Here is a 21,993-nt window from a genome sequence, read left to right as displayed (position 1 = left end):
AGTAAATGGCTTTGAAAACGTCTGAATTAAACGCAAAATTATTTGGCAAAACTAATAAACGCCGTGTAGCCACGCCTCAAGAAGCGCAAACCGCTGCAAAAGAAAAAACGCAAACCATTGAGTTAGCGGTTGCAGGTGAGAATACCGTTCAATTTGAGTTGGTTCGTATTCCTGCTGACAAGGTTGAGTCTGAAACGACCGTCTTTGTCGATAACGCACGTGAACAATCTTTCTTGAATGAGCATGCTTTATCTGATGTATTGGTTACGTTAAAAGAGCGTGGTCAGCAGTATCCGGCCGTCGGCCGTCGAACTGAAGATGGCATGATTGAAGTATTAGACGGTAGTCGTCGTCGTAAATCGTGTATCCTGGCTGAACAAGATTTTCTGGTTTATGTTGGTGACAACATTAACTCTAATCATGCTAAGTTCCTGTCTGATGTGGCAAACGCTCACAAGCCTCTCTCTCTTTATGAGAAAGGTAAGGAGATGCAAGCCAAGTTAGACAGCGGTGAAGCAGAAGACCAGAAAGCGCTGGCGAAAATGTTCCAATGCAGTGAGGCATTGGTAAGTGGAGCGTTAAAAGCGGCTTCTTTACCACTAGAGTTGCTTCAAGCGTATCCAAATGTTGGCGACCTTGGTCGCCCAACCATTGTTAAATTGCACAAGCAGTTTACGAATCTAAGCCCTGAACATCAGCAAGGGTTGTTAGATAAATGTCGTACAACAGAAGGATACTTGTGGCAGCGTAGCACAGCGCAAGGTGTTGCTCGTCTAACAAAAGAAGTCACAGAAAGCCTAGAAAGTTGGATTACTGAATTATCACCAGCCAAACCATCGCCAAAGGTAGACAAAGTCGATTTGATAAAAGGTCGCGCGAGTTACAGCCGCAAAGGCAGTAATCTGGCACTGAACCTTAAAAAAGTAGATGACAGTTTGATGGAAGAAATTCTTGCTTTTGTTCACAGCAAATTGCAATAACGTTAATCAAAACTTCAACCGCCTTCGGGCGGTTTTTTTATGCCTGTTGTTTTTGCTTGCCGATCAGTTGCCTGTTTAAGTTGTGGTAATATGGCGTTGATTAAACCTTGGGTATAGAGCATGCATACACAAACACAGTCTCTCGCTTTACTTCAACAAAAGGCATTTCAGTCTTTCCAACGCGTAGGCGTGGCTATCCAGGGTGATGGCGACTGGCAAAATGAACTTATCACTTCGTTCTATCAAGCTCATCAAGAATTACGTTGGTTTTGTGTCGGTGAATGGTCGTTAGGCGACGCCTTTTCAGTATCTAGCAAACAAGGGCATATGTTGCTAGGAAGAGAATGTGATGTGCTCGTTTATGATGCGCGTAAAAACTTTGATGCGAACAGCTTCTCTGCAGCATTGGGCTCACTAGTTGGTGGTGGAATTCTGATTGTTGCTACCGATAATGTTGAGCCATCAAACTGCGCTCAACAGTGGATGGCGTTTCAGTGGCAGAAGTTACTTGTCTTAGAGCAATATCAAACTGTGCCTGAGTTACCAAGTTTTGAACCCTCTAGTAAAGCTCAAAGATATACGCAACAAGAGCAGGCTGTTGCTGCGATTGAAAAAGTGGTAACAGGCCATCGAAAACGCCCTTTAGTGTTAACCGCAGACCGTGGCCGTGGGAAAAGCAGTGCCCTTGGGATCGCGTGTGCGAACTTATTACAAACTAAGCCGCTGCGAGTGTTAGTGACAGCACCATCTATTAAAGCGGTAGAACCGGTTTTCTTACACGCAGAACGAATATTGCCAAGCGGCCAGCGTATCAGAAAAGACAGATTTGAAGCCGGGCAGGGGAGCATACAATTTATCGCGCCGGACGAGTTACTCGCGTCGCTACCCGAATGTGACTTACTACTTGTCGACGAAGCCGCTGCAATTCCAGTTCCTATGTTGCAGCAGATGACGGCTCATTTCCATCGCCTTGTATTTTCTAGCACCATTCACGGTTACGAGGGTTGTGGACGAGGGTTTACGCTTAAGTTTGTTGACTGGCTGAGAAAGCAAAGAGCCGGAATGAAAACCTGTCATCTTAAACAACCAATCCGCTGGAGCGAAGGCGATATTCTCGAGTCCTGGCTATATCAAGCATTTGTATTGGATGCTGAATTGACGGCCCCTCCATCCGTGGCTGCGCAAGAATTCCTACTTAAAAAAATTGCAAAGCATGAATTGGTTTCTAATCCTAGTTTATTACGTGACTGTTTTGCTCTTTTGGTGAATGCGCACTATCAAACTTCTCCGAATGATTTGCTGCACTTACTTCAAGATGAATGTAGTTCTATTTATGTAGCAACGAGTGAAAAGAAAATAGTCGGCGTTGTCATGACGGTTGAAGAGGGCAGTTTAGATGATTCGATTATTTCTGATATTCAACTCGGTAGACGTCGTCCACCTGGTCATCTAGCCCCTGTTACTATTATCAATCAACTCGGCATGCCTGATGTCGGTCGACTTTCAACGCTCCGTATTATGCGTATCGCGGTGCATCCTGAGTTACAAAACAGAGGGCTCGGGAAGCGGATGCTTACTCAACTTGAGCAGTCTCTACCTTCTCATGTCAATTATCTTTCCACCAGCTTTGGTTTGACAGATGAGCTGTTTCGCTTTTGGAATAGTGTCGGTTATCAACCGATTCGACTTGGAACAATGCGCGATGCCGCAAGTGGTTGTTACTCTTTATTGATGGTCAGACAGTTGGCTAATAAACCGCAGAAATGGATTGATGACGCTGAGCTACTTTTATGTGAGTTTATGTCGATGAGCGCCAATCTGGTTTACTCGAAGTTAGAGCCTAGTTTATATCGAAGTTTACTCAGTGCGCCAAGAATGAAGATCGCTCTCCATCCTTGCCAACTTACGCTTATTCGCAATTACGCTCTAGGTGGAGGTAGTTATGAATCTGTGTTTGTGTGGTTAAAACAGTGGCTATTGAAAAATGGCTTAGTATCTGTTTCCGATTTAATGATCTGCAAGTTATTCCTTAACCATGATTGGGAGAGCTGTGCGAAACAGTTCAAACTGACTGGACGTAAGCAAGTTGAACAAGAAATTCGGTGGGAAGTGCAGTTGCTTCTGAAAGAATTTACACTGTAAAGCAGGCATCAAGTAGATTTACACTGTAAATCGCCTCTTTTTTTATTTGTCCTATTTGAGCTGGTTTAGATTATATTCACGATACTATTCACTGACTTGGCGGAATTGACATTTATCTCACTATTAGTGATATAAGCTTGATTATTAAGACTGCACAGTTTGTCGAGAAAATATTTTTAGTTAGACTGATGGTGTTGATGTTCAGCAAAGTGGTATCGCTATGTGGAAGCTGTGTCTTGAGTGGTCTGAGGACAGAACAAGGATAATCGCTCGTCTGTCACCAGATGTGGATTTGGAAAGTGAGTTCGATAGAAAAGAGTTACTTGCGCAACTTACGTTAATGAATGCCGATTCGTTATTTGTTGAAGATGACGCGGTCAGCCGATTTATTGAATGCGTGAGAGTTCGAGACGCGCTAGCTTATAAAGGCCTCGTGGTCGCTCAGAAGAAAGACGCAGAGATTACTGTGGAGTTGTCCAATAACGATATGCTTGCAAGTATCACCGTAACCGGCGCTTATGGCGGACGAGGATTACGTGGAGAAGAAATTGTTAGGGCACTTGCACAAGCAAAGGTTACCAAGGGAATCAACAAACTCGCCTTAAAGAAAGTAATGCTGGTCAGCAGTCAACTTAGGCCTGGAGAAACGTTCACACAACCTGTTGCTGTTGGTAAACCGCCAATCAAAGGTAAAGACTCTATTTTTACGCCTCTGGTAAAAGACATCACCAAACGTATACTCAAGCCAAAACAGGGGCAATCGAGTTGCGACAAAATAGACTTGAGAAATCTTGGCGAAACAATCTCTGTCAATGTTGGTGATGAAGTCATGCGCCGCACTCCTGCTACTAAAGAAATCTCCGGTTTCACTGTCCAAGGTCGAATTATACCCGCGCATGCGGGCAAAGATACCGCTCTCAAAGCGGGCAAAGGTAGTGAAGTTTGTCCAAGTGATCCAAATCTTCTCATTGCTTCAATTTCAGGTACGCCACTAATAAAGAACAATACGATTGAAGTCGACAACGCACTGTGCCTCAACAATGTTGGCGTTAATACTGGCCACGTTAAATTTAAAGGAAACGTGATTATTGGCGGAAACATTGAATCTGGCATGATTGTTCAGGCGACAGGCTCGATTACGGTAGGTGGATTTATTGAGTCCGCTGATGTTCAAGCGCGCGATGACATTCTGGTCGGTAAAGGAATTATTGGTCATACCGTTAGTGATGGCCAACCTAGAAGTTGTCGTGTGAAAACCAAAGGTTCGATTCGGGCTAGTTACGCGCAGTATAGTGAACTATCTGCAGGTAAAGACATTGAGCTCGCAGTCCATAGCATGAATAACGAAATCACTTGCGGTAAGACCCTGACAGTTCTGGATGCGAGTGGTAAAAATGGCACATTGAGTGGTGGCCACGCTAAAGTCGCCAAAAATGTGTTGTGTTTGCAACTGGGCGTAGAAGGAGATACAGCAACCAGGGTAGAAGCGTTCACAGGCTATTCTTTGTATAAGGAGCATATTGGCAACTTAAAGGAACAGTATAAAAACGCACAAGCTGAAACGATGGATATCATCCGCAAAGAGTTAGAATTCAAAAAGCGTCCCAAAGCAGAACGTAATCAAGCAGAAGGTGTGGAAATAGAAACGTTAAAATCCCAAAATAACCGCCTAGTGGAAGAGTTAAAGCTGAAACTTGATCAGACCGAAATCGCCTTTGAACTTGCGCTAAAAGAAAATACGGTGGTAGCGAAAGAACACGTTTTTTCTCGGGTAACCGTTCAGTTTGGTAACGAGCAAGTGACAACCAAACGCACCCACGGCGGTTGCACATTTCGATTTAATCAATACGAAATCAATGTGTCGGCAAATCTCGAGCAAGAATCCATCATCGCGTAGACGGCTAATTTTTGTTTCTAAATCCTTTAGCGTATAGGAATCACAATCAGGCTTTATCGACGCTTGTACTAAACTGAGTCTTCAATCGTTGGGTAGGGTGATTCTCTATCTACAAAAATAGACCTCTTGAAATACGAGACTTTTTTGACTCGACCTACATAACGGCGTTTTACACTGTAAATCGCATACCTATGTCTCTCTTTTTCAAAGCATATATGAAATGCCTTTTTTATCGTAAAACCTTAATTAACAGGCTCATACTGAAGCAGTGCAATAATCGCGGGTAGGTACTGCTCTATTGTTAAATCAGAGGACACGGCTGGTAATTCCAGAGTGACACACGGCAGTTCTCTTTCACTACACCAAGTGCCAAATGACCCGGGAGTTTCGTAATCCACGTCTTCGACCAATGGGAGATCGAATTGGCCACCGAGCCATTTTGCTAAGGCAGAAAATTTTGGGTCATCCACAAAGGCCAGCGGTTCATGGAATGAGACCACAAATGTTGGTCGTCTTTCTTCGATAAGATTGATTAGCGCGGCCACCTCAGGCTCAAGTTGATTTGCATTACCCGTTTTTACTTTTACATCGCGTACCGGAGTATGAGAACTCCAACGATACACAGTGCCATGCTCAGTCCAGTTTTGAGTTGGAAAGGCACGATTAAGATCAACTTGATTGGCGTTTGCTCTGGTACCGAGTTGGTTGCCATCCGGGTTCATCGATAACACCACATCATGATGTAAGCCGTTTACTGGCAAACTTCTTAGCGCGCATGATAAACCTGTTATAGAAGCTGTCTCATCTCCGTGTGTTCCAGCTAATATCAAACCACGTGATGTGCTTTCTACCTGAGCAGGGAAGTAAAGCAAAGGCGCACCTAAAACGGACTTTCCGTAGGTTTTGGGCTTAATTAAAAATGCAGCTCTTTCCGTTCTTGGAATTAGATTCACCATAATCTCCAACCAGATGAAGTAATATTAATTTTAATTACTTAGATAAACCGAACTGTTAAATTTCGTCAATGGTTGTATTGTTAATTGTGGCGTTGGCTTCAAAAGACGAGTTAGGAGAACTAAAAACGATATGGATATTAAAAAATTCTCAAAGACATTGCTTATTTCCTCTCTTTTTACCCCTGTCGTAACGATTTCTGCGTTTGCAGATGTCATACCTGAAGATGTTCAACTTGCCGCTGAGCAAGTTTTAGTGCGAGCGAATGATGCTGAAGCGGCCACTCTCGATCCGGCAAAGGCCGAAGGGATGCCAGAAATGCATATATTGCGAGACTTATTTGAAGGGTTGGTGATTCAAGATCGTGATGGCAATATTGTTCCTGGTGTCGCCCAGTCGTGGGAAACGAAAGACAACCAAACGTTTGTCTTCCATTTACGCAAAGACGCAAAATGGTCCAATGGTGATCCAGTAACGGCAGACGATTTTGTGTATGCGTTAAGAAGGGCTGTTGATCCTCAATTGGCGTCACCAAATGTTTGGTATCTTGAAATGACAAGCATCAAGAACATTGTGGATGTCGCTGAAGGTAAACTGCCAGTTGAAGAGTTAGGTATTAAGGCTCTAGATAAATACACACTTCGCTTCGAGCTAGAAAGTAAAGTTCCGTACTTTGTGGCAATGACAGGTCACACATCAATGATGCCTGTTCATAAATCGACAGTGGAGCAGGGTGGGAAACCATGGAGCGATCCGAAACAGTTTGTCGGTAATGGCGCATTTGTCCTTGATAAATGGGTAGTCAATGAACGCATTGAACTGAAGAAAAACCCTAATTATTGGGATGCAGACAATACGCACCTCACCAACGTAACTTACATCCCGTTCGAGAATCAAAATGCCTCGATTAATCGCTATGTGGTTGGCGACGTAGACATCACTTCTGATGTTCCAACACATATGGCACAGAAGCTGGAACAAGAATATCAGGACGCGTATACAGTAGTGCCATTATTGTGTACGTATTATTACGCGTTCAATACAACCCGTCCGCCGTTTGATGATGTAAGAGTCCGTCAGGCTGTGTCTTATTCAATCATGCGCGACGTCATTACCAATGGCGTTACCCAGGTTGGTAACTTACCCGCATACACGTTTGCTCACCAATATACGGCTGGTTTTGATGCGACTCAACCGGACTACAGCAACTGGACACAGCAACAACGTGACGAAAAGGCTCGTCAGTTATTAGAAGAAGCGGGTTATGGAAAAGATAAGCCACTCGACTTTAAACTTCTTTACAATACCAGTGAGTCGAATAAAGCCATTGCTGTGGCTATTGCTTCTATGCTCAGTGATAACTTAGACGCGAAGGTAGAGTTGGAAAACCAAGAATGGAAATCTTATTTAGTGGCGCGTAAGCAAGGTAATTTTGATGTAATGCGTGCCTCATGGTGTGGAGATTACAATGAAGCGTCGACATTCCTGAGTTTGTTAAGATCGGATTCCTCAGGGAACTTTGCGCGTTACCAAAGCACCGAATACGACCAGGCGATGGACAACGCACTCGCGACCACAGACGATAAAAAACGTCAGGCGTACTACGACGAAGCCGAAAAACTGATTGCGGCAGATGTTCCTATCGCCCCAATTTACTATTACATGCAGGCGAGATTAGTGCGTCCTAACGTTGGTGGCTTTGCTAAAAACAACGTAGAAGGTCGAATTTACTCTAAAGACCTGTACATTAAGAAGTAAAAAATAAAGCCCCGTAGAGCGAACTCTCGGGGCTTTAATTTTTATCACACTATTTTTGTCGCAGACTGACTATCTGCTTCCCACGTCTAAAACCAACTTACTCGAGCTCCGGGTTACTTTCTTCGGGTGTAAATTCGGGACTTGGCTTTAGTCGCAACAGGCTTGTTTTTGGCCAGTTTTAACACCGCTTTCTGTAATATTTGGTTGTTTGGATAAGTGATAAGGTTGCCGTTTTCGTGCTTGATCAACACATGAAACATGCTGATCTCTTGAATCTCACCGCTGATGTCTTCATCTTTATCGACGACTTTGATCCGATCCCCGACGCGATATGGAAATACGAAGAAGATCAAAAAGCTTGCGGTGATATTACTCAGTATCGACCATTGGGCAATAAACGCGACCCCCAGGACTGCAAATATGGAGGATAAGAACAGCGATACATCACCGTATCCGATGCCAGTGACAATCGCAAAAGTGGATGCGGTCAGAAACAACAGTGCCACGTTAAAGCAACGCTGAATAAAGCTTAAGCGTGCCTTCTTTACCCCTTTCGATGAGGCTAGGTTTATGATGGCTCGGTTGGCAACTCTTTTCAGGATCCGATAAGTGATCAAGACAATGATGCCCATTAACACTTTATATCCAAGAGAGCCTTCGTTGAAATACTGGTTCACTTGATCTAATTGGATCCAATCATTCATTTCTTCAACTCGCCTTTCTTCAACTCGATGGTACTAACAAACGGCTGTTATAGCTGATTTTTTACTGTAAGTAATCACAATTTTTATCTTAGCTGGTCAACTTTGTCTCGTACTTGAATATGACTTGATTTATCTCGCATATCTCAAATTGATGTGCCTATTGCGCACACTGAGAACCGGAATTCGCGCTTTTCTACTGCTAATCTAATAAGGTCAACAGACCCTAGTTATGACAGCAAGTTATCTCACTTGATTAACGAAGCGAGGGTGCTTAGATCTGCGAGGTGGAATAAGATGAGGCATATGGAAGAAGATGAAAAAGCGATTATGATGTTGGCTGTTATTGTTGGTTTCGTGCTTATCTGGGTATTCTTGGAAGAGGTGAACTATTTCGGGTTCAGATAGAGCGAGCCCCGTAAACAGTCGGTGTTTAAGGGGCGATATTGGCACGTTAACTTACTGCACGCACTTTACCTTGTTTCAAATCGCTCAGTACCTGAGCTTTTGGACCATCCGCAATAATGCTGCCTTTTTCTAAAACGATAACCCTATCAACGATATCAAGCATTGCGGTCTTGTGAGTGATAAAAATCAACGTCTCATTCTCTTTCAACTGGGCTAACTGATGCTTTATGTGCATTTCAGAGCGGTTATCCATGGCGCTGGTCGGTTCATCCATCAGTAAGACCGGAGGATGCCCTAACAGAGCTCTGGCGATGGTAACGGCCTGACGTTGCCCACCTGATAGCATTGCACCACCTTCACCTACCTGACGCTCCAGACCGGCCGGATCCGACTGAGTAAATGCTGTCACTCCAGCACGATTAGCGGCATCCATAACATCACGGTCATCGGTGAGAGGGCGTCCTAGCGTAATGTTATCGCGTATTGAACCAAAGAATAGAGTTGGATCTTGTGGTACGCAGCCGATATTGCGCCTTATATCGACGTGATGAAGCTGAGCAATATCGGTGTCATCAATGCGCACATGCCCCTCTGTAGGCTGATATAGCCCCATGATAAGACGTTCTAATGTTGTTTTACCTGAGCCTATACGCCCGATAATCGCGACTTTCTCACCAGGGTTGATGGTCAGGCTCAAATCACGAATCGATGCGACAGGCGAGTTAGGGTAGTAGAAGGTGACACGTTCAAGTTCAATTTTACCCTGAACAATAGGGCGGTGAATGTAACGCTTTCCTTCTTCTTGCTCATCCGGCATCTCCATGACCTGATTAATGATGGTCATTGAAGACTTCGCTTGATTGTAGCGTGTTGATAGCAAAGAAAGCTGAATCATCGGGCTGATGGCGCGTCCACTCAGCATCGTCGCTGCGATTAAGCCCCCCATGGTTAACTCTCCTTCTGCAATCAGGTAAACGCCGAGAATGACCATACCGACATTACTACTTTGCTGCACAAAGCTTGCTGAGTTTTGAATACTGTCCGTGATACGGCGGCTTTTAATATTCCAGTTTGCCATGTGTGCTACGGCTTCTTCCCAACGATATTGGAATTGGCTTTGCGCACTGAGCATTTTTACGGTTTCGATACCGGAGAGGCTTTCAATTAAGTTGGCGTATTTTTGCGAAGCGAGTCGCGACCCTTCTTCTATCGAGCGTCTCAACGGCTTTTGAATTATCAGCGAGTGAATAACTAAAATAATGACACCGACCAAAGGGACGAATACGAGGTTACCTGTCATTAACCAAATGATGACTAAGAACAGAATTGCGAAAGGTAAGTCGATGAGGGCGCTAACGGTTGCTGATGTGAAGAATTCACGAATAGATTCAAATTCCTGTAGATGGCGAGCAAAAGCGCCAACCGAAGGAGGTTTGGATTCCATTCGAATCCCCATCACTTTGCTAAACAGTTTCGAGGAAATCAGAATGTCAGATTTTTTACCCGCGACATCGATGAAGTAGTTACGTAATGTCTTGAGAATAAAATCAAATAAGAAGACAACAAATACACCACTTGCCAGTACCCATAGGGTTTCAAAGGCAAGGTTAGGGATCACTTTGTCATACACCAAGCGCGTAAACATTGGTGCAGCGATGGCAAAAATATTGATCAGTAGCGAGGCAATAAATACATCACGGTAAATGCGTTTTGATTGCCATAAAGTCGACCAAAACCAGTGTCCTTGATTGGTTTTGAGTACCTCTGGCGAGCGTTCATCAAAACGGAACTGTTTTTTGACCAGGAAGTAGCGCCCGGCGTATTGTTGAAGTAAGTCTGGTAATGAAATGGAGATAGGCACCATTCCACTTTCTAAGGTGGTGATTTCCGCTTCTTGTGTCTCTGGGTTCAGACTGTTTAAAACACAAGAATCACCACCTTTCAGAACTAATATTGCTGGCAGTATCAAGCTGGAGATATTCTCCAGCTCTCCACGGTTTTCTTTGGCGACCAACCCGGCTCTCTCTGCTGCTCTGGGAAGCAGAAACGGAGTCAGCCTGCCTTCTGAGAGCGGCAATCCGTTAACAAGTGCTTCCGGCGAGTTAGCTAATCCATAGTAACGGCTAACGTAGATCAGCGAATTCAGCAAAGGGTCTTTCATCGTGGTTGAACCTTCTATTCTTTGTCGACAATAAATCCTTGGAATACTTCAACAAAATGTTCAGCAAGGAAATCCAACTGGATTTGAGTCTCGATACGCGACGCAATGGTCGTGATGCCTAAGTTGTGCGCGGTACGAGAGATCGAAGTCAGCGTAAATTTCTGTTTTTCATCGTGCAGATTATGCGTAAACAAGTAATCGAGTTTCACGTAATTTGGACGGAACTCCTGAATGTACTCCAGCGACTGGAAATTTCGACCGTAATTATCCACACCGAATATTGCCCCCGCCTGACGAATAGCATTACACAACAGGGCGGTATGGTGAGGATTCTCAATAAAGCACTCTTCTGGAATCTCAAAGTGTAGCTTAGGCGCGACTTCAGGGTGTTTTTCCAGCATGCTCGTTGTCCAGCGAATAAACGAAGGCTGAGATAAACTACTTTGCGCAATGTTGATCGCGACAGGATCGGTGATGTCTCCACGCTCTAGCATGTTGATCATTGATTCGATCACGTACTGATCGAAAATGTTGGTCGCTTCTAGCTGCTCAAGCGCGAATAAGTATTGGTTCGCACGGAACGTTTCGCCATCTTTTTCAATGCTTGAAAAGACTTCACTGTGGAATACTTTACCCCAGGTATTTTTAGCAGCCTGAAAACGGAATTGGATCCAGTCACTGTGAATCGCTTCTTCAACCAAAGCTTTCCACTGCTGTTTACCCATCAGGTTAGATGGGGAATCGCTGCCGATAAATCCGTAAGGCTTATCTGGCTGAGCTTTTGCCTTGGACAGGGCATTATCGACCATTGATAGAATTTCAGAGTGGGTTTTATGCTCTTTACTATGAGCAACACCAAGTGCTGCTTTCGGTTTAGCAAGACCCGTTGGGTCGGTGTTTAACCCATTCACACAGTTAACGATGCTGTCGGCCATAAGACGAAGTTCACTTTCATCCATATGAGGGAAGAGAAGACCGAATTCGTCACTCGATAGGCGAGCAATCGTCGCTCCCGAAACATCGATGGTATTTTTCAGGCGTTGAGAAAGCTCTTTTACGTGTGCATCAGCACGTTGGTAATCTTTCGTCTCGTAAATATCGCCAATATATTCGGCATGGAGTAGCGCGATACCACCTTGCGTTTCTTCTGCTAGCCATTGATCAACCTGGTTCATATAAAACGAGCGGTTACCCAGCTTGGATATTGGATCGAGGTAAGCCTGAGCGCGCAAACGCTGTGCTTCTTTCGCCTGTTCTTTAAAAGACAACTCAATTTGAGCCGACATGGTGTTAATACCATCGACGACAGCAATCAGGTCTTTGGTTTTAGGGCGGGTAAGCGGTTCTCCAAACTGATTATTCGCGATGTCATGCATTTTCTGTACGATTGCCGCCAACGGTCTGAGTGAACGTCGTAAAATGTAGGAGATAGCAATCAAGCCTGCCAGAAAGAGAAGACTGAACGCAGATAACAGACCAATGAATCCTTTCCATAGCTGTTCATAGGCAGCGCCAGGGTGGCTGATAATCTCAACTTCGGCAAGCTGCATCCAACCGCTGGTCACCACACGTTTATCATGAATCGCTTTAAAGAGATTTAAGTTGATAAACCATTGTGGCACTGAGCTTGGTTTGATTGGGTAAGAACGTACGATCTGGTAATCTGAGTCAAGCGATGTCAGACGAACAACGGAATAGGTGCTGCCATCAAACAGCGCATTAATGACCGACTCAACGGCAACCTTATCTTTATCTTTTAAGTAAGGAGCTAACGCCAAACCGACAGTATTGATGGTGTTGTTGACCTCCGAACGCTGCTGTTGCTCCAGGCTGGTTCGAGTAGTATTGAATTCGATTACGAGTACTGATGCCATCAAGAGCACAAAGACCGTAACCATTCCCACTACTAGCTTCTTATATAGGGTCATGTTTTTCACTCGTCATATTTAATTTTAGGTTTTTTTAACTGCAACTTACGTTCGCGCGAGCGTAAGTCATTCCAAAGGCTCAAACGTGAGGCTTTCCCTGCCAGTTCTCCGTTTCCAGCAGAAGATTTTATTAACCACAGGTTTGTACCATTAAAGCTGTAAATCGGTAGCAAGTCGCGGCGCTTAGAGGCTCTGACAATTTCTGCATTTAGGTTGTCGAGAATAAGCGGCTCTGCACTGGCCGTCGGGTAATAGGCCAACACCATATGAAACTGATTTAGTTCTATGGCTTTAACGTACACCAAACGCATCTTAGAGTCAGGCACACCCAGTTCAAGTAATGAGAAATACTTCGCAATGGTAAAATCTTCACAGTCTCCAGCATTACTTCCTAAGAACTCGAGGGGCGTTGCCCAGTAATCCGACGTACCCCAAAGCTTTTTGTCATCAACGAAATACAATTGATTAAAAAAGCGGTTAACACCTGCGAGTTTCTCTCGGGTATCCACATGGCTCAGTTCGGTCAGTGTGTTTCTCCACGTACTGACACGTACTCCGGCTCGTTGGCCGTACACTGCCGTGACTCTATCGACCCATTGTTGCTCTTCTTTGTTTAACGCACCTGTTTGGAGCGAAAGACAACTTAAGCTAAATAGTAATGTGACTTTACGTGTAAAAATGGGTTGCATATTAGATTTACGTCACAAGTGTACTCTTATAATGAGTTCGTCTGTGAGAAATAATTACTTTTTATTTAACAACTTACAAACTCATCGTTGCAAATTCAGTATGAAGTCAGAGTGCCACGTGTCGTCTACTCCTTTAACGCATTGGTTTTGGCTTTCAAAATAGGCTCAAGCAAATATTCCAAAACGGTTCTCTTGCCGGTAATGATATCGACGGATGCGGTCATGCCGGGAATAATCGGTAAATCGGCACCCTGGCCAAAGTTAGTTTTGTCTGTGCGTACCCGGACAATATAAAAGCTGTTGCCTTCGTCATCCTGGGTAGTATCCGCGCTGATATGCTCGAGCTCGCCTTCCAAACCACCGTACTTGGTAAAGTCATAAGCGGTAAATTTTACAATGGCATGCAGGTCCGGGCGCAGAAATGCGATGTCTTTCGGGGCGATTTTGGCTTCAACCAAAAGGGTATCTTCAGTTGGAACAATCTCGACGATATCCATTCCTGGCTGAATAACACCGCCAACGGTATTAACGTAAAGGGTTTTTATTTTGCCAGTCACTGGCGAGTTGACGACGGTGCGATTGACTCGGTCTTCCAAGCCAACGGCTGATTCAACTAACTCTGAAAGTTGGTCTTGTGCATTATTGAGTTTTTCTTGTTGTTCTGATCGGAACTGCAATGCGACATCAATACGCTTGAGCATGGCTTCTCTCAACGCGGACTTGAGTACCGGAATTTTCAGTTCGCTAGACGTCATTTCACGGCGAGTATCATTAACCTGACGCTGTAGTTTAAGTAGTTCAATACGCGGTACCACGCCTTCGTCTGCTAAAGGTTTGGTGATGTCCAGTTCTTTACGCACATATTGATAGCTTTGACGTAAGTTTCTCACGCGGGCTTCTATCTCGACGAGATCTTGCTGCTTTTGCTGGACTTGTTGATCGATAACGGACAGTTGGTTGCGCAGGTTATCTAAGTTTTCACGGTATTCCGCTTTTTGACGCTGCGCCAATTGTGGTTGTTTTTCTTCTAATAGGGGGGGAAAGGTGAGTTTACCATAATCCAGCACGACACTCTGTTTCCAGTTGTCTGTATCGAAATCTCGATTGACTTCCACACTGCTGATCGAGGCTGAAAGCTGAAGAACGGAAGCCGTTAAGTTCGCGACCTGCTGTTCTCGTTCACGAAAATCAGAGCGAAATCGGGTGTCGTCAATTAACAGGAGTTGTTGACCTTTTTCGACCAGCTGACCTTCTTTCACCAAAATTTCTTTGACCAAGCCGCCCTCTAGGTTTTGGACGACCTGAATTTGAGAAGAAGGGATGACCTTGCCCTGGCCAACGGTCACTTTATCTATTTTTGCCCAAGAGGCCCATCCAATAGCGGCAATGAAAAAAAACATCATCACCCAAAGCATCAAGCGTGCGCTACTGGGGGTATTAAGAAGCAAAGCTGCGGTTTTATCGTCGACAAAATCCAGTTCATCAGTGCTGAGTTTGCTGTAGTTGTTTTGGCCCATCACATTCCCTGATCACAATGGCTCATTATATTTTTGATCTAATTACTGTTCAGTCTTATGCGTTTGTTCTCGTTTTGCTTCGACTGAATCAATGTGTAGGGATTGCCTCCCCCCCGTTAATCACCCAACGTTATACCGTTCTCCGTTTGGCACGGGCGCTGCTTCCGCCTTTACAGTGCCTTGAACTTCGTTTTGTCCAACTGATGTTTTTTTAGTTTGTCGTACAAGGTCTTGCGTGATACCTGTAATTCTAGTTGAACCTCTTTAAGTCTGCCTCTGTGCCGCTGTAAAGCATCAATTAATAGACAATATTCAAAGTGTTCTGTGCGTTGGGTCATACTCTGAATTTCGATGCTTTTGTCGCTATTCCAATCTTCGATACGAAAGGTATCAGGCTTGAGTGCACGCAGTTCTGCAAATCGACGCAGTTGTTTGATGTTTTCAGGCCATGACAATTCCGTAATGTATTTGACTTCATCAAGGCTGATGTGTGGTGGTTGCAGTTGATAACGGCTGGCAGCATGGCGTACGAAGTGTTTGTACAGCGGGCCGATATCTTCTTTCCGTTCATCCAGGGTTGGTAAGTGAATCAGTGTTGCGATGTTTTTGATGTCTTTTTCTACGTGTGTCGCAGCACCAAAGACACGTTCGAGTTTGGGATGGTTAAACAGGCTTTGCCACTGCTCCAAAGAAAGGTTTTCTGCATTATATAGATATAAGCTGCAATGGCTTTTCCCTTCGGTTAAATGTTGAATGGTTTTATCTAACGAATCGATAGAAAGCTCTGGTAGATCTTCTCCGGAGACGGCGATTAATTCGCTGTCGGCGGTAGCGTGTATATCATGAGCAAACTGTGTGGCAAGCCTGCGTCCTGTGCCATCTTCACCAATGAATATCAATGGTTGGTTCGTCGGTACGCTAATCAGTAACCGGCGAATATTAACCATGGCTTTACTGTGTCCGATCATTTTAGGACCCACATGCGTTTGCATGTCGAGCTCTTTCTTCAGCCAGATGTTTTCTTGCAATAGATTGAGTTTATCGTCGGCATTATTGAGCGATTTCATTAACTGATCAGTTGAAAAGGGTTTTTCCAGAAAGTCGTACGCGCCACTTTTCATCGCTTCAACTGCAGTTTTGACATCTCCGTGACCGGTTAACACGATAAACTGAAAGTGTTTGTTTTTGCTCAGCAAGGTTCGCATGAACTCCAGACCATCCATCACTGGCATGTGAATGTCGGTAATGATGACGGCAGGGGAGTTTGGATCGATCACGCGTAACGCTTCGACGGCATTTGGCAGACAAGTGACGTCTATACCTTCGATAAGTAGGGCCTGAGAAACCGCATCTCGAATATGAGGTTCATCGTCTACGAAGAAAACAGGGTTATGCATGATCGTTTTCCATTAATTGAGTGGTTGTGTATGGCTTGGTCATCGGAATGTTGACCACAAAGGTCATGCCGCCGCGCTGCTCTGATGTAGCGCTGTTATGATTAAAGGCGCTGAGCGAACCCTGATAGCTCTCTAAAATACGTTTAGAAATGGTCAAACCTAGTCCTAGCCCCTCAGGTTTGGTGGTAAAAAATGGGTCGAAGACTTTCGCTAATGCCTCGTCGGACATACCAGGACCATTATCAGAAATCAGAATGTCACAGCTCGAGTCATCGCATTGAACGGCAATGGATATTTGCGGGTCGATACAATAGCCATCCATTGCCTGCGCTGCGTTGTGAAAGATATTGATCAAGACTTGCTCCAATTCAACACTGTGAATGGCTAAACGCAAACTGCTATCGATCTCGGGTACTTTCAGCGTGACGCCCTGTTTAATCAGTTTGTTACTTAAGATGCTGGTGGCGTTGTGTACAGCATCATGCAGTATCGATACTTCACTGAAAGAGTTTTGATCGGTTTTACGGGTAAAGACTTTAAGGCGAGCAATGACTTCGGAAATGGTGTCATTCAAAGTCAGCATCTTCTCCAAGTTGTCTGCGACCATCGGATAGCGTTCCATTGCCAGCAGACGTTGCGAGTTCTCAGTGTAAGTTCTCAATGCGGCTAAAGGCTGGTTTATTTCATGATTAATGCTGGCAGAAAGCTCTCCCAATAACGCCAGTTTCGCCGCTTGGGTCAACTCCTGCTGTGTTTGTTTAAGCTCTTGCTGGCTCTGTTCATATTGGCGGATAGTTTGTTGCAGTTTTTGATTCGCTTCGCTTAACACAACCGTTCGTTGAACGACTTTTTCTTCCAAACTGACATTGAGATTGGCCAGATGGGCTTTGTTGACCAGCATTTGAAACCAGGCAAGTGCAATCAAAGCGATGAGAGCGTAAAGGATCAGATAAACGGCATCCGCCTGTAGAACAGCAGCAAGAACGGTATCTTGATTTATCAGTGCGATAACTCGAAAACCTTTGTCTAACAGCTCGGTCGCATAAGCGAGATAATTTGGTGACAACAAAAGCTGGTTGCCTGAGAAGTTGTCGGCATTGCTTTGCGCAGTAAGTGAACCGTTGTATTCCGGCAAGGTATCACCATACTGTCGGGTTTGAGTCAGCGCATCAATCGCTTCTCGGGTCAAAGGGAACAGTGCTTTGTAGTGCCACTCGGGCAAGTTACTCATGAAGACAACATTATGTTTATCTGCAATCAAAACATCGGTGCCGTTTTGAGCGAGTCGCTTTTCCAACTGTTCCAGATTCACTTTAACGGTAATTACGCCAGCGACGTGGTCATCGACCCAAAGTGGTGACGAGAAAAAGTAACCGCGTTTATTCGAGCGAACGCCCAAACCGACATATTGAGCCGTTTGTCCGCGTCGCGCATTTTGAAAATAGGGGCGATAACTGAAACTGGAACCGACAAACGAATCCGATTGCTGATAGTTGCTTGATGCAATGACCAACCCTGTGCTGTCGTGCACATAAATCGTGTCCGCTAAGCTTTGTTTTAACCAGTTTTCCAGTAAGACATTGAGCTCATCAGATGCGGTGCCTTGCTGTACCGCTTTGAGCAATCTTGGGTCGTGGCTTAACAGATTAGGAATTTGCTCAAATTTAGCCAGCTCGTAGTCGACTTCTTGCGATACCAGAGAGGCTTGGTTTTCGAGTTTATGCTGCCATTGATCATGTTGATACTGAGTTGCGTAATGATGAGTAAGAGCAAGCCCTGTGAGACCAACAGCAAACAGGAGTAATAAAAAGTGGCGAAGTGCTTTGGGATTAAGTAAGTTCACGTTTGGCTCACCAGTTATAACGCTATCCCTAATTGGGGCGGCGAGAGTTTTTGGGTTCAGACGCGGGATTAATGAATCAATCAGAATTGATTCTGATAGTCTCGATATATTCCCTGCATCTTAAAGTTATTAAGGTAAATAAGTCACTTGAGGCCTAGTTTATCAGAAGGTATCTGATGATGCTGTGAGGCGCAGCGATTACGAGACATAACCATTGATGTCCTTGTATTTCCTTATTATCGAGAGCACAATCGACAAAAAATAGTGAAGGAGTAAAGATGGAACTTGCTGATATTCGTCGTGAATACACGAAAGGTGGTCTGCGTCGTAAAGATTTGGCGGCGGATCCTATTGATCAATTTAACCTGTGGCTGCAGCAAGCGGTTGAAGCGGGGTTAACTGATCCTACCGCAATGACGGTGGCAACGGTTGATGAGAATGGCATGCCGTTTCAGCGTATTGTGCTGCTGAAAAATGTCGATCAAAATGGCTTTGTGTTTTACACCAACCTGGGTAGCCGTAAGGCTCAACAACTAGAGCATAACAGCAACATCAGTCTGCATTTTCCTTGGCACCCTCTTGAACGACAAGTTCACATCACTGGTGTTGCCGAAAAGCTCACCGCGATGGAAAACATGAAATACTTCACGTCTCGCCCTAAAGAAAGTCAACTTGCTGCCATTGCCAGTAAGCAGAGCAGTCGTATTTCGGCTCGTGGCGTACTCGAAGGTAAGTTCCTTGAACTAAAACAAAAGTTTGCTAAAGGAGAAATTCCAGTGCCGTCATTTTGGGGTGGCTTCCGAGTGAAACCGCAAAGCATTGAGTTTTGGCAAGGTGGGGAGCATCGACTGCATGACCGTTTCTTGTTTTCGCAGCATGACGGTAAATGGGACATCGATCGCTTAGCGCCATAGTCCATCGACATCAGGCCATTTGACTGAAAGACACCGCCACCTCGGCGGTGTTTTGTTATCTGTTACTTTTATCTGTCACCATTGAGAACAACAGAAAGTTGATGCTTCAGTAAGGTCTTCGGTACCACAGAGCCGTATCCAGCTTCCATCGCTTTATCAATCAACTCATTTTTGCTGTTCGCATCAAATTTGTTGCGCAGGCGAGCGACGTGACCTTCAACCGTTTTGGTCGAAATCCCCATTACTTGGGAAATGAACTGCGGCTTCTTGCCGTAAAGTAACAAGAAAAGCGTTTCTTGCTCACGCTTGGTGAGCGTCACGGCCTTGGAGTCTAGATTCGAGAAACGGAATATGGATTGCTGATTCGGATCGGTTTCGACCGCTCGGCAAACCCAATAGCCCACTTCGATAACTGCCGTGTCGGTCAGTTCTCTTCCATAAAAGATGGTACCCAGAGTATTTCCCTGTTCATCACGCCAAGGCGTTTTAGTAAAAATGTGGGCGCGCCAGTGTCCGTCTGGGTAGGGATGAATATCAAGAATTTTCAGCGACTCACCAGTCTCCATAACGTATTTATCCTGACGTTGAAACTCTTCTGCACACTCAGTGGTTGGGCTTAGCATGTCGAAGTCAGTCTTACCAATACAATGTTCTGGGCTGGTATGGCCTATTAGCTCGGCATACTCCTGATTAACGTAACGGAACACGGAATCTTTATCTTTGCACCCCCAACAACCGGGAAGTTGTCGAAGGAGTGACTGTTCTATGCTATTGACTGGGATATTCACAACAGGACTCACTACTCTCTGACTGAGTAATTTCAGGTTAATAAGCTCGTGTCTCGGTTTTTACCGATTTACATAAAGAGTGTCCCTTGATCATGCTTTCGTCGTGTCGCTAAAACTGGTTGGCGCTGGGACGGGCGTGATTAAGATTTCTCAAAATGATAGTTAACGCGAGGATACAGTTAGGTGGTCAATATGATATCAGCTTATGCTATTGTTTTCATTCATATAAAAAAAGCCAGCCTGAAGACGGGCTGGCAACACAAGATATTAATCTTATTGACTTGTAGAAGAGGTTCTAATTTACGTAGCGAGGGCCTGCTAGGTAAATTAGAGGTATCAACGAGATACCTAGATCTTAAGGGGGATGTTCCCTAAAGTTCTCGGACTAATGTATTGAATCGGTAGAATATAAGTAAGGGGGGAATTCCCTCTATGAGCAATGATTTAAGAGAATCTTCATCATTGATTATTCGCTCAGTAGATTGAGTCTACGTAAGCGTCCGATCGCAAGTGAGGATCTTTACTAATAATGGTGGTTACATTCAACAGTGCTCGCTATCTATCCGTTTTTACTATCAAAATTGGTTTGTCGTTAACCGTAGTTTGAACCAGCATGATCATCGTTCCGGAACGATGATCATGTAATTCATGTTGATCATCGTGTTTTGATCTTGTCCGATTAATGTGTGGAAGATTTGCAAGCTTCCCTAGAAGGTATATCATGCGTGATTGTAAGCCTCACGCTTAAGATGACTGTGTGAAATGACTGATTCAGATAACCCGAAAGCCCCGCTATATAAAGATATTATGCTGCCTCGCCCTGCAGAACTGATCACGCTTCCATCTTATATGGAATGCCATGATCATTCTTATACTCAGATTGTCATTGGGTTGAAAGGACAAGCTGAGTTTGAAGTGCGCGGGCAGGGAAATCTCGTCGGGCCGGGTCAGGGATGCGTGGTAACCGCCTGCTCTGATCATGCTTTCGGAGGGGTGATAAATCAGTCAGATATTTTGGTACTCAATATGCCAAAACCGACCAATGACGATCCGGAAATGTTGGATAAACTCAACAATTTGGAGCGTTCGCACCTGTACTTCAAGCTAGATAGTCAAATTCAGAAGCTGATACAGATGCTGGTTCAGGAGATGCGCAGTCACCCAGAAGATCTGTTATTGAGCCGTGCTTGTAATGATACGGTCATCGCACTGATGCAGCGCCATATCTCCGCTTTTGAAACCAGCCGCAAAGAGTCCCGTTTTGATCTGGAAGCGATCGACCGCTACATCGAGCAGCATTTAAGCCATAAGATCAGTGTTGCTCAACTCGCTGGTCGAGTGTTTTTAGGTGAAAGTCAGTTCCACTGCTTATTCAAAGAGCAAATGGGAATTACACCGCATCAGTATGTTTTGGGTAAACGCATTGATATGGCGCGAGAGTTAATCAATCAAGGACAGCTATCGCTGGGGCAAATTGCAGAGTTCACAGGTTTCTCTAACCAAAGTACGTTCACCCATACTTTCACTCGTCTTCAGGGATTATCGCCTTCACAATATAAGAAACAGATTGGATAAATTCCAAAGATTTTTTACTCAAGACCATGCTTTTAGCATGGTTTTTTGTTTTTTATTAGTGTGATTTAGATCTCTTTTCTCTTCATTTTTCATCAGGTTGTACGTTAAAGCAGCATTCTGTCCTGAGTTATTCCGCTAGGACCGCGGGCTTACGAACAATATTATTGATATCGTTGGTTTTTTGTTGTTAATAAGCCAGAAAAATTAAAATTTCCGATACAAAATATTACCTATTTGAGCGTGATTGTGTGGATGTTTTGTTATAAAAGCGAGTTTTTAGCAAAAATACCGTAGTTTTTGACAAGTATTCTTGTCGGCCTCAAAATACACTGCCAGCCATT

The 21,993-nt window shown here is 44.5% G+C and carries 15 protein-coding genes; 6 read left to right on the top strand and 9 right to left on the bottom strand.

From position 1 onward, the window contains the following. Positions 1–5: 5 nt before the first annotated feature. The 3 genes from L9Q40_RS13955 (at position 6) to L9Q40_RS13945 (ending at position 5,019) form a co-directional block, all read left to right on the top strand. On the top strand, positions 6–980 hold the full coding sequence (locus L9Q40_RS13955) for a ParB/RepB/Spo0J family partition protein (protein ID WP_498793643.1): 975 nt from the start codon (positions 6–8) through the stop codon (positions 978–980). Between the two features lie 120 nt (positions 981–1,100). Beyond that, on the top strand, positions 1,101–3,122 hold the full coding sequence (locus tag L9Q40_RS13950; protein ID WP_498793642.1) for a tRNA(Met) cytidine acetyltransferase TmcA: 2,022 nt from the start codon (positions 1,101–1,103) through the stop codon (positions 3,120–3,122). Positions 3,123–3,342: 220 nt separating this feature from the next. Further along, a complete protein-coding gene (locus L9Q40_RS13945) occupies positions 3,343–5,019 on the top strand; it encodes a flagellar assembly protein A (protein WP_498793641.1) in 1,677 nt (558 codons plus the stop codon). 242 nt (positions 5,020–5,261) lie between these two features. Here L9Q40_RS13945 and mpaA read toward each other — a convergent pair whose 3' ends face one another. After that, positions 5,262–5,972, bottom strand: coding sequence for a murein tripeptide amidase MpaA (gene mpaA, locus L9Q40_RS13940; protein WP_434170518.1), 711 nt, complete (start codon positions 5,970–5,972; stop codon positions 5,262–5,264). A gap of 133 nt (positions 5,973–6,105) precedes the next feature. Here mpaA and L9Q40_RS13935 point away from each other — a divergent pair, with 133 nt between their 5' ends. Next, on the top strand, positions 6,106–7,731 hold the full coding sequence (locus tag L9Q40_RS13935; protein WP_498793640.1) for an ABC transporter substrate-binding protein: 1,626 nt from the start codon (positions 6,106–6,108) through the stop codon (positions 7,729–7,731). Positions 7,732–7,844: 113 nt separating this feature from the next. Here the strand turns inward: L9Q40_RS13935 and L9Q40_RS13930 are convergent, their stop codons facing one another. The 7 genes from L9Q40_RS13930 to L9Q40_RS13900 form a co-directional block, all read right to left on the bottom strand. Further along, positions 7,845–8,435, bottom strand: a complete 591-nt coding sequence (locus L9Q40_RS13930; protein ID WP_014235114.1) for a mechanosensitive ion channel family protein — start codon at positions 8,433–8,435, stop codon at positions 7,845–7,847. Positions 8,436–8,886: 451 nt separating this feature from the next. After that, positions 8,887–11,001 carry a type I secretion system permease/ATPase gene (locus L9Q40_RS13925; RefSeq protein ID WP_020335034.1) on the bottom strand — a complete coding sequence of 705 codons (2,115 nt, stop codon included), beginning with the start codon at positions 10,999–11,001 and terminating at the stop codon, positions 8,887–8,889. A gap of 14 nt (positions 11,002–11,015) precedes the next feature. Further along, positions 11,016–12,929 carry a bifunctional diguanylate cyclase/phosphodiesterase gene (locus tag L9Q40_RS13920; RefSeq protein WP_014235111.1) on the bottom strand — a complete coding sequence of 638 codons (1,914 nt, stop codon included), beginning with the start codon at positions 12,927–12,929 and terminating at the stop codon, positions 11,016–11,018. Between the two features lie 5 nt (positions 12,930–12,934). Continuing rightward, the gene (locus tag L9Q40_RS13915) at positions 12,935–13,618 is read right to left on the bottom strand and encodes a transglutaminase-like cysteine peptidase (RefSeq protein WP_020335032.1); all 684 of its coding nucleotides are present in this window, start codon (positions 13,616–13,618) and stop codon (positions 12,935–12,937) included. Between the two features lie 125 nt (positions 13,619–13,743). Then, on the bottom strand, positions 13,744–15,135 hold the full coding sequence (locus L9Q40_RS13910) for an HlyD family type I secretion periplasmic adaptor subunit (protein ID WP_014235109.1): 1,392 nt from the start codon (positions 15,133–15,135) through the stop codon (positions 13,744–13,746). Between the two features lie 170 nt (positions 15,136–15,305). Further along, positions 15,306–16,532, bottom strand: a complete 1,227-nt coding sequence (locus tag L9Q40_RS13905; protein WP_498793638.1) for a sigma-54-dependent transcriptional regulator — start codon at positions 16,530–16,532, stop codon at positions 15,306–15,308. Further along, the gene (locus L9Q40_RS13900) at positions 16,525–18,375 is read right to left on the bottom strand and encodes a sensor histidine kinase (protein WP_498793637.1); all 1,851 of its coding nucleotides are present in this window, start codon (positions 18,373–18,375) and stop codon (positions 16,525–16,527) included. Before L9Q40_RS13900 ends, L9Q40_RS13905 begins: the two co-directional genes overlap by 8 nt. A 278-nt stretch (positions 18,376–18,653) precedes the next feature. Between L9Q40_RS13900 and pdxH the strand changes: the two genes are divergently transcribed. Then, the gene (gene pdxH, locus L9Q40_RS13895; protein WP_014235106.1) at positions 18,654–19,289 is read left to right on the top strand and encodes a pyridoxamine 5'-phosphate oxidase; all 636 of its coding nucleotides are present in this window, start codon (positions 18,654–18,656) and stop codon (positions 19,287–19,289) included. A gap of 68 nt (positions 19,290–19,357) precedes the next feature. Here the strand turns inward: pdxH and L9Q40_RS13890 are convergent, their stop codons facing one another. Then, positions 19,358–20,077 carry a helix-turn-helix transcriptional regulator gene (locus tag L9Q40_RS13890; protein ID WP_024372625.1) on the bottom strand — a complete coding sequence of 240 codons (720 nt, stop codon included), beginning with the start codon at positions 20,075–20,077 and terminating at the stop codon, positions 19,358–19,360. A 762-nt stretch (positions 20,078–20,839) separates the two neighbouring features. Here L9Q40_RS13890 and L9Q40_RS13885 point away from each other — a divergent pair. Beyond that, entirely contained in the window at positions 20,840–21,652 is an 813-nt protein-coding gene (locus L9Q40_RS13885; protein WP_268668557.1) for an AraC family transcriptional regulator, read from the top strand. Positions 21,653–21,993: the final 341 nt, after the last annotated feature.

It is taken from the genome of Allocatenococcus thiocycli (genome assembly GCF_921292965.1).
In the GTDB taxonomy this organism is placed as follows: Bacteria; Pseudomonadota; Gammaproteobacteria; order Enterobacterales; family Vibrionaceae; genus Vibrio; species Vibrio natriegens.
Note: the sequence above shows the minus strand (reverse complement) of the source record. Positions and strands in the feature narration are given on the sequence as shown.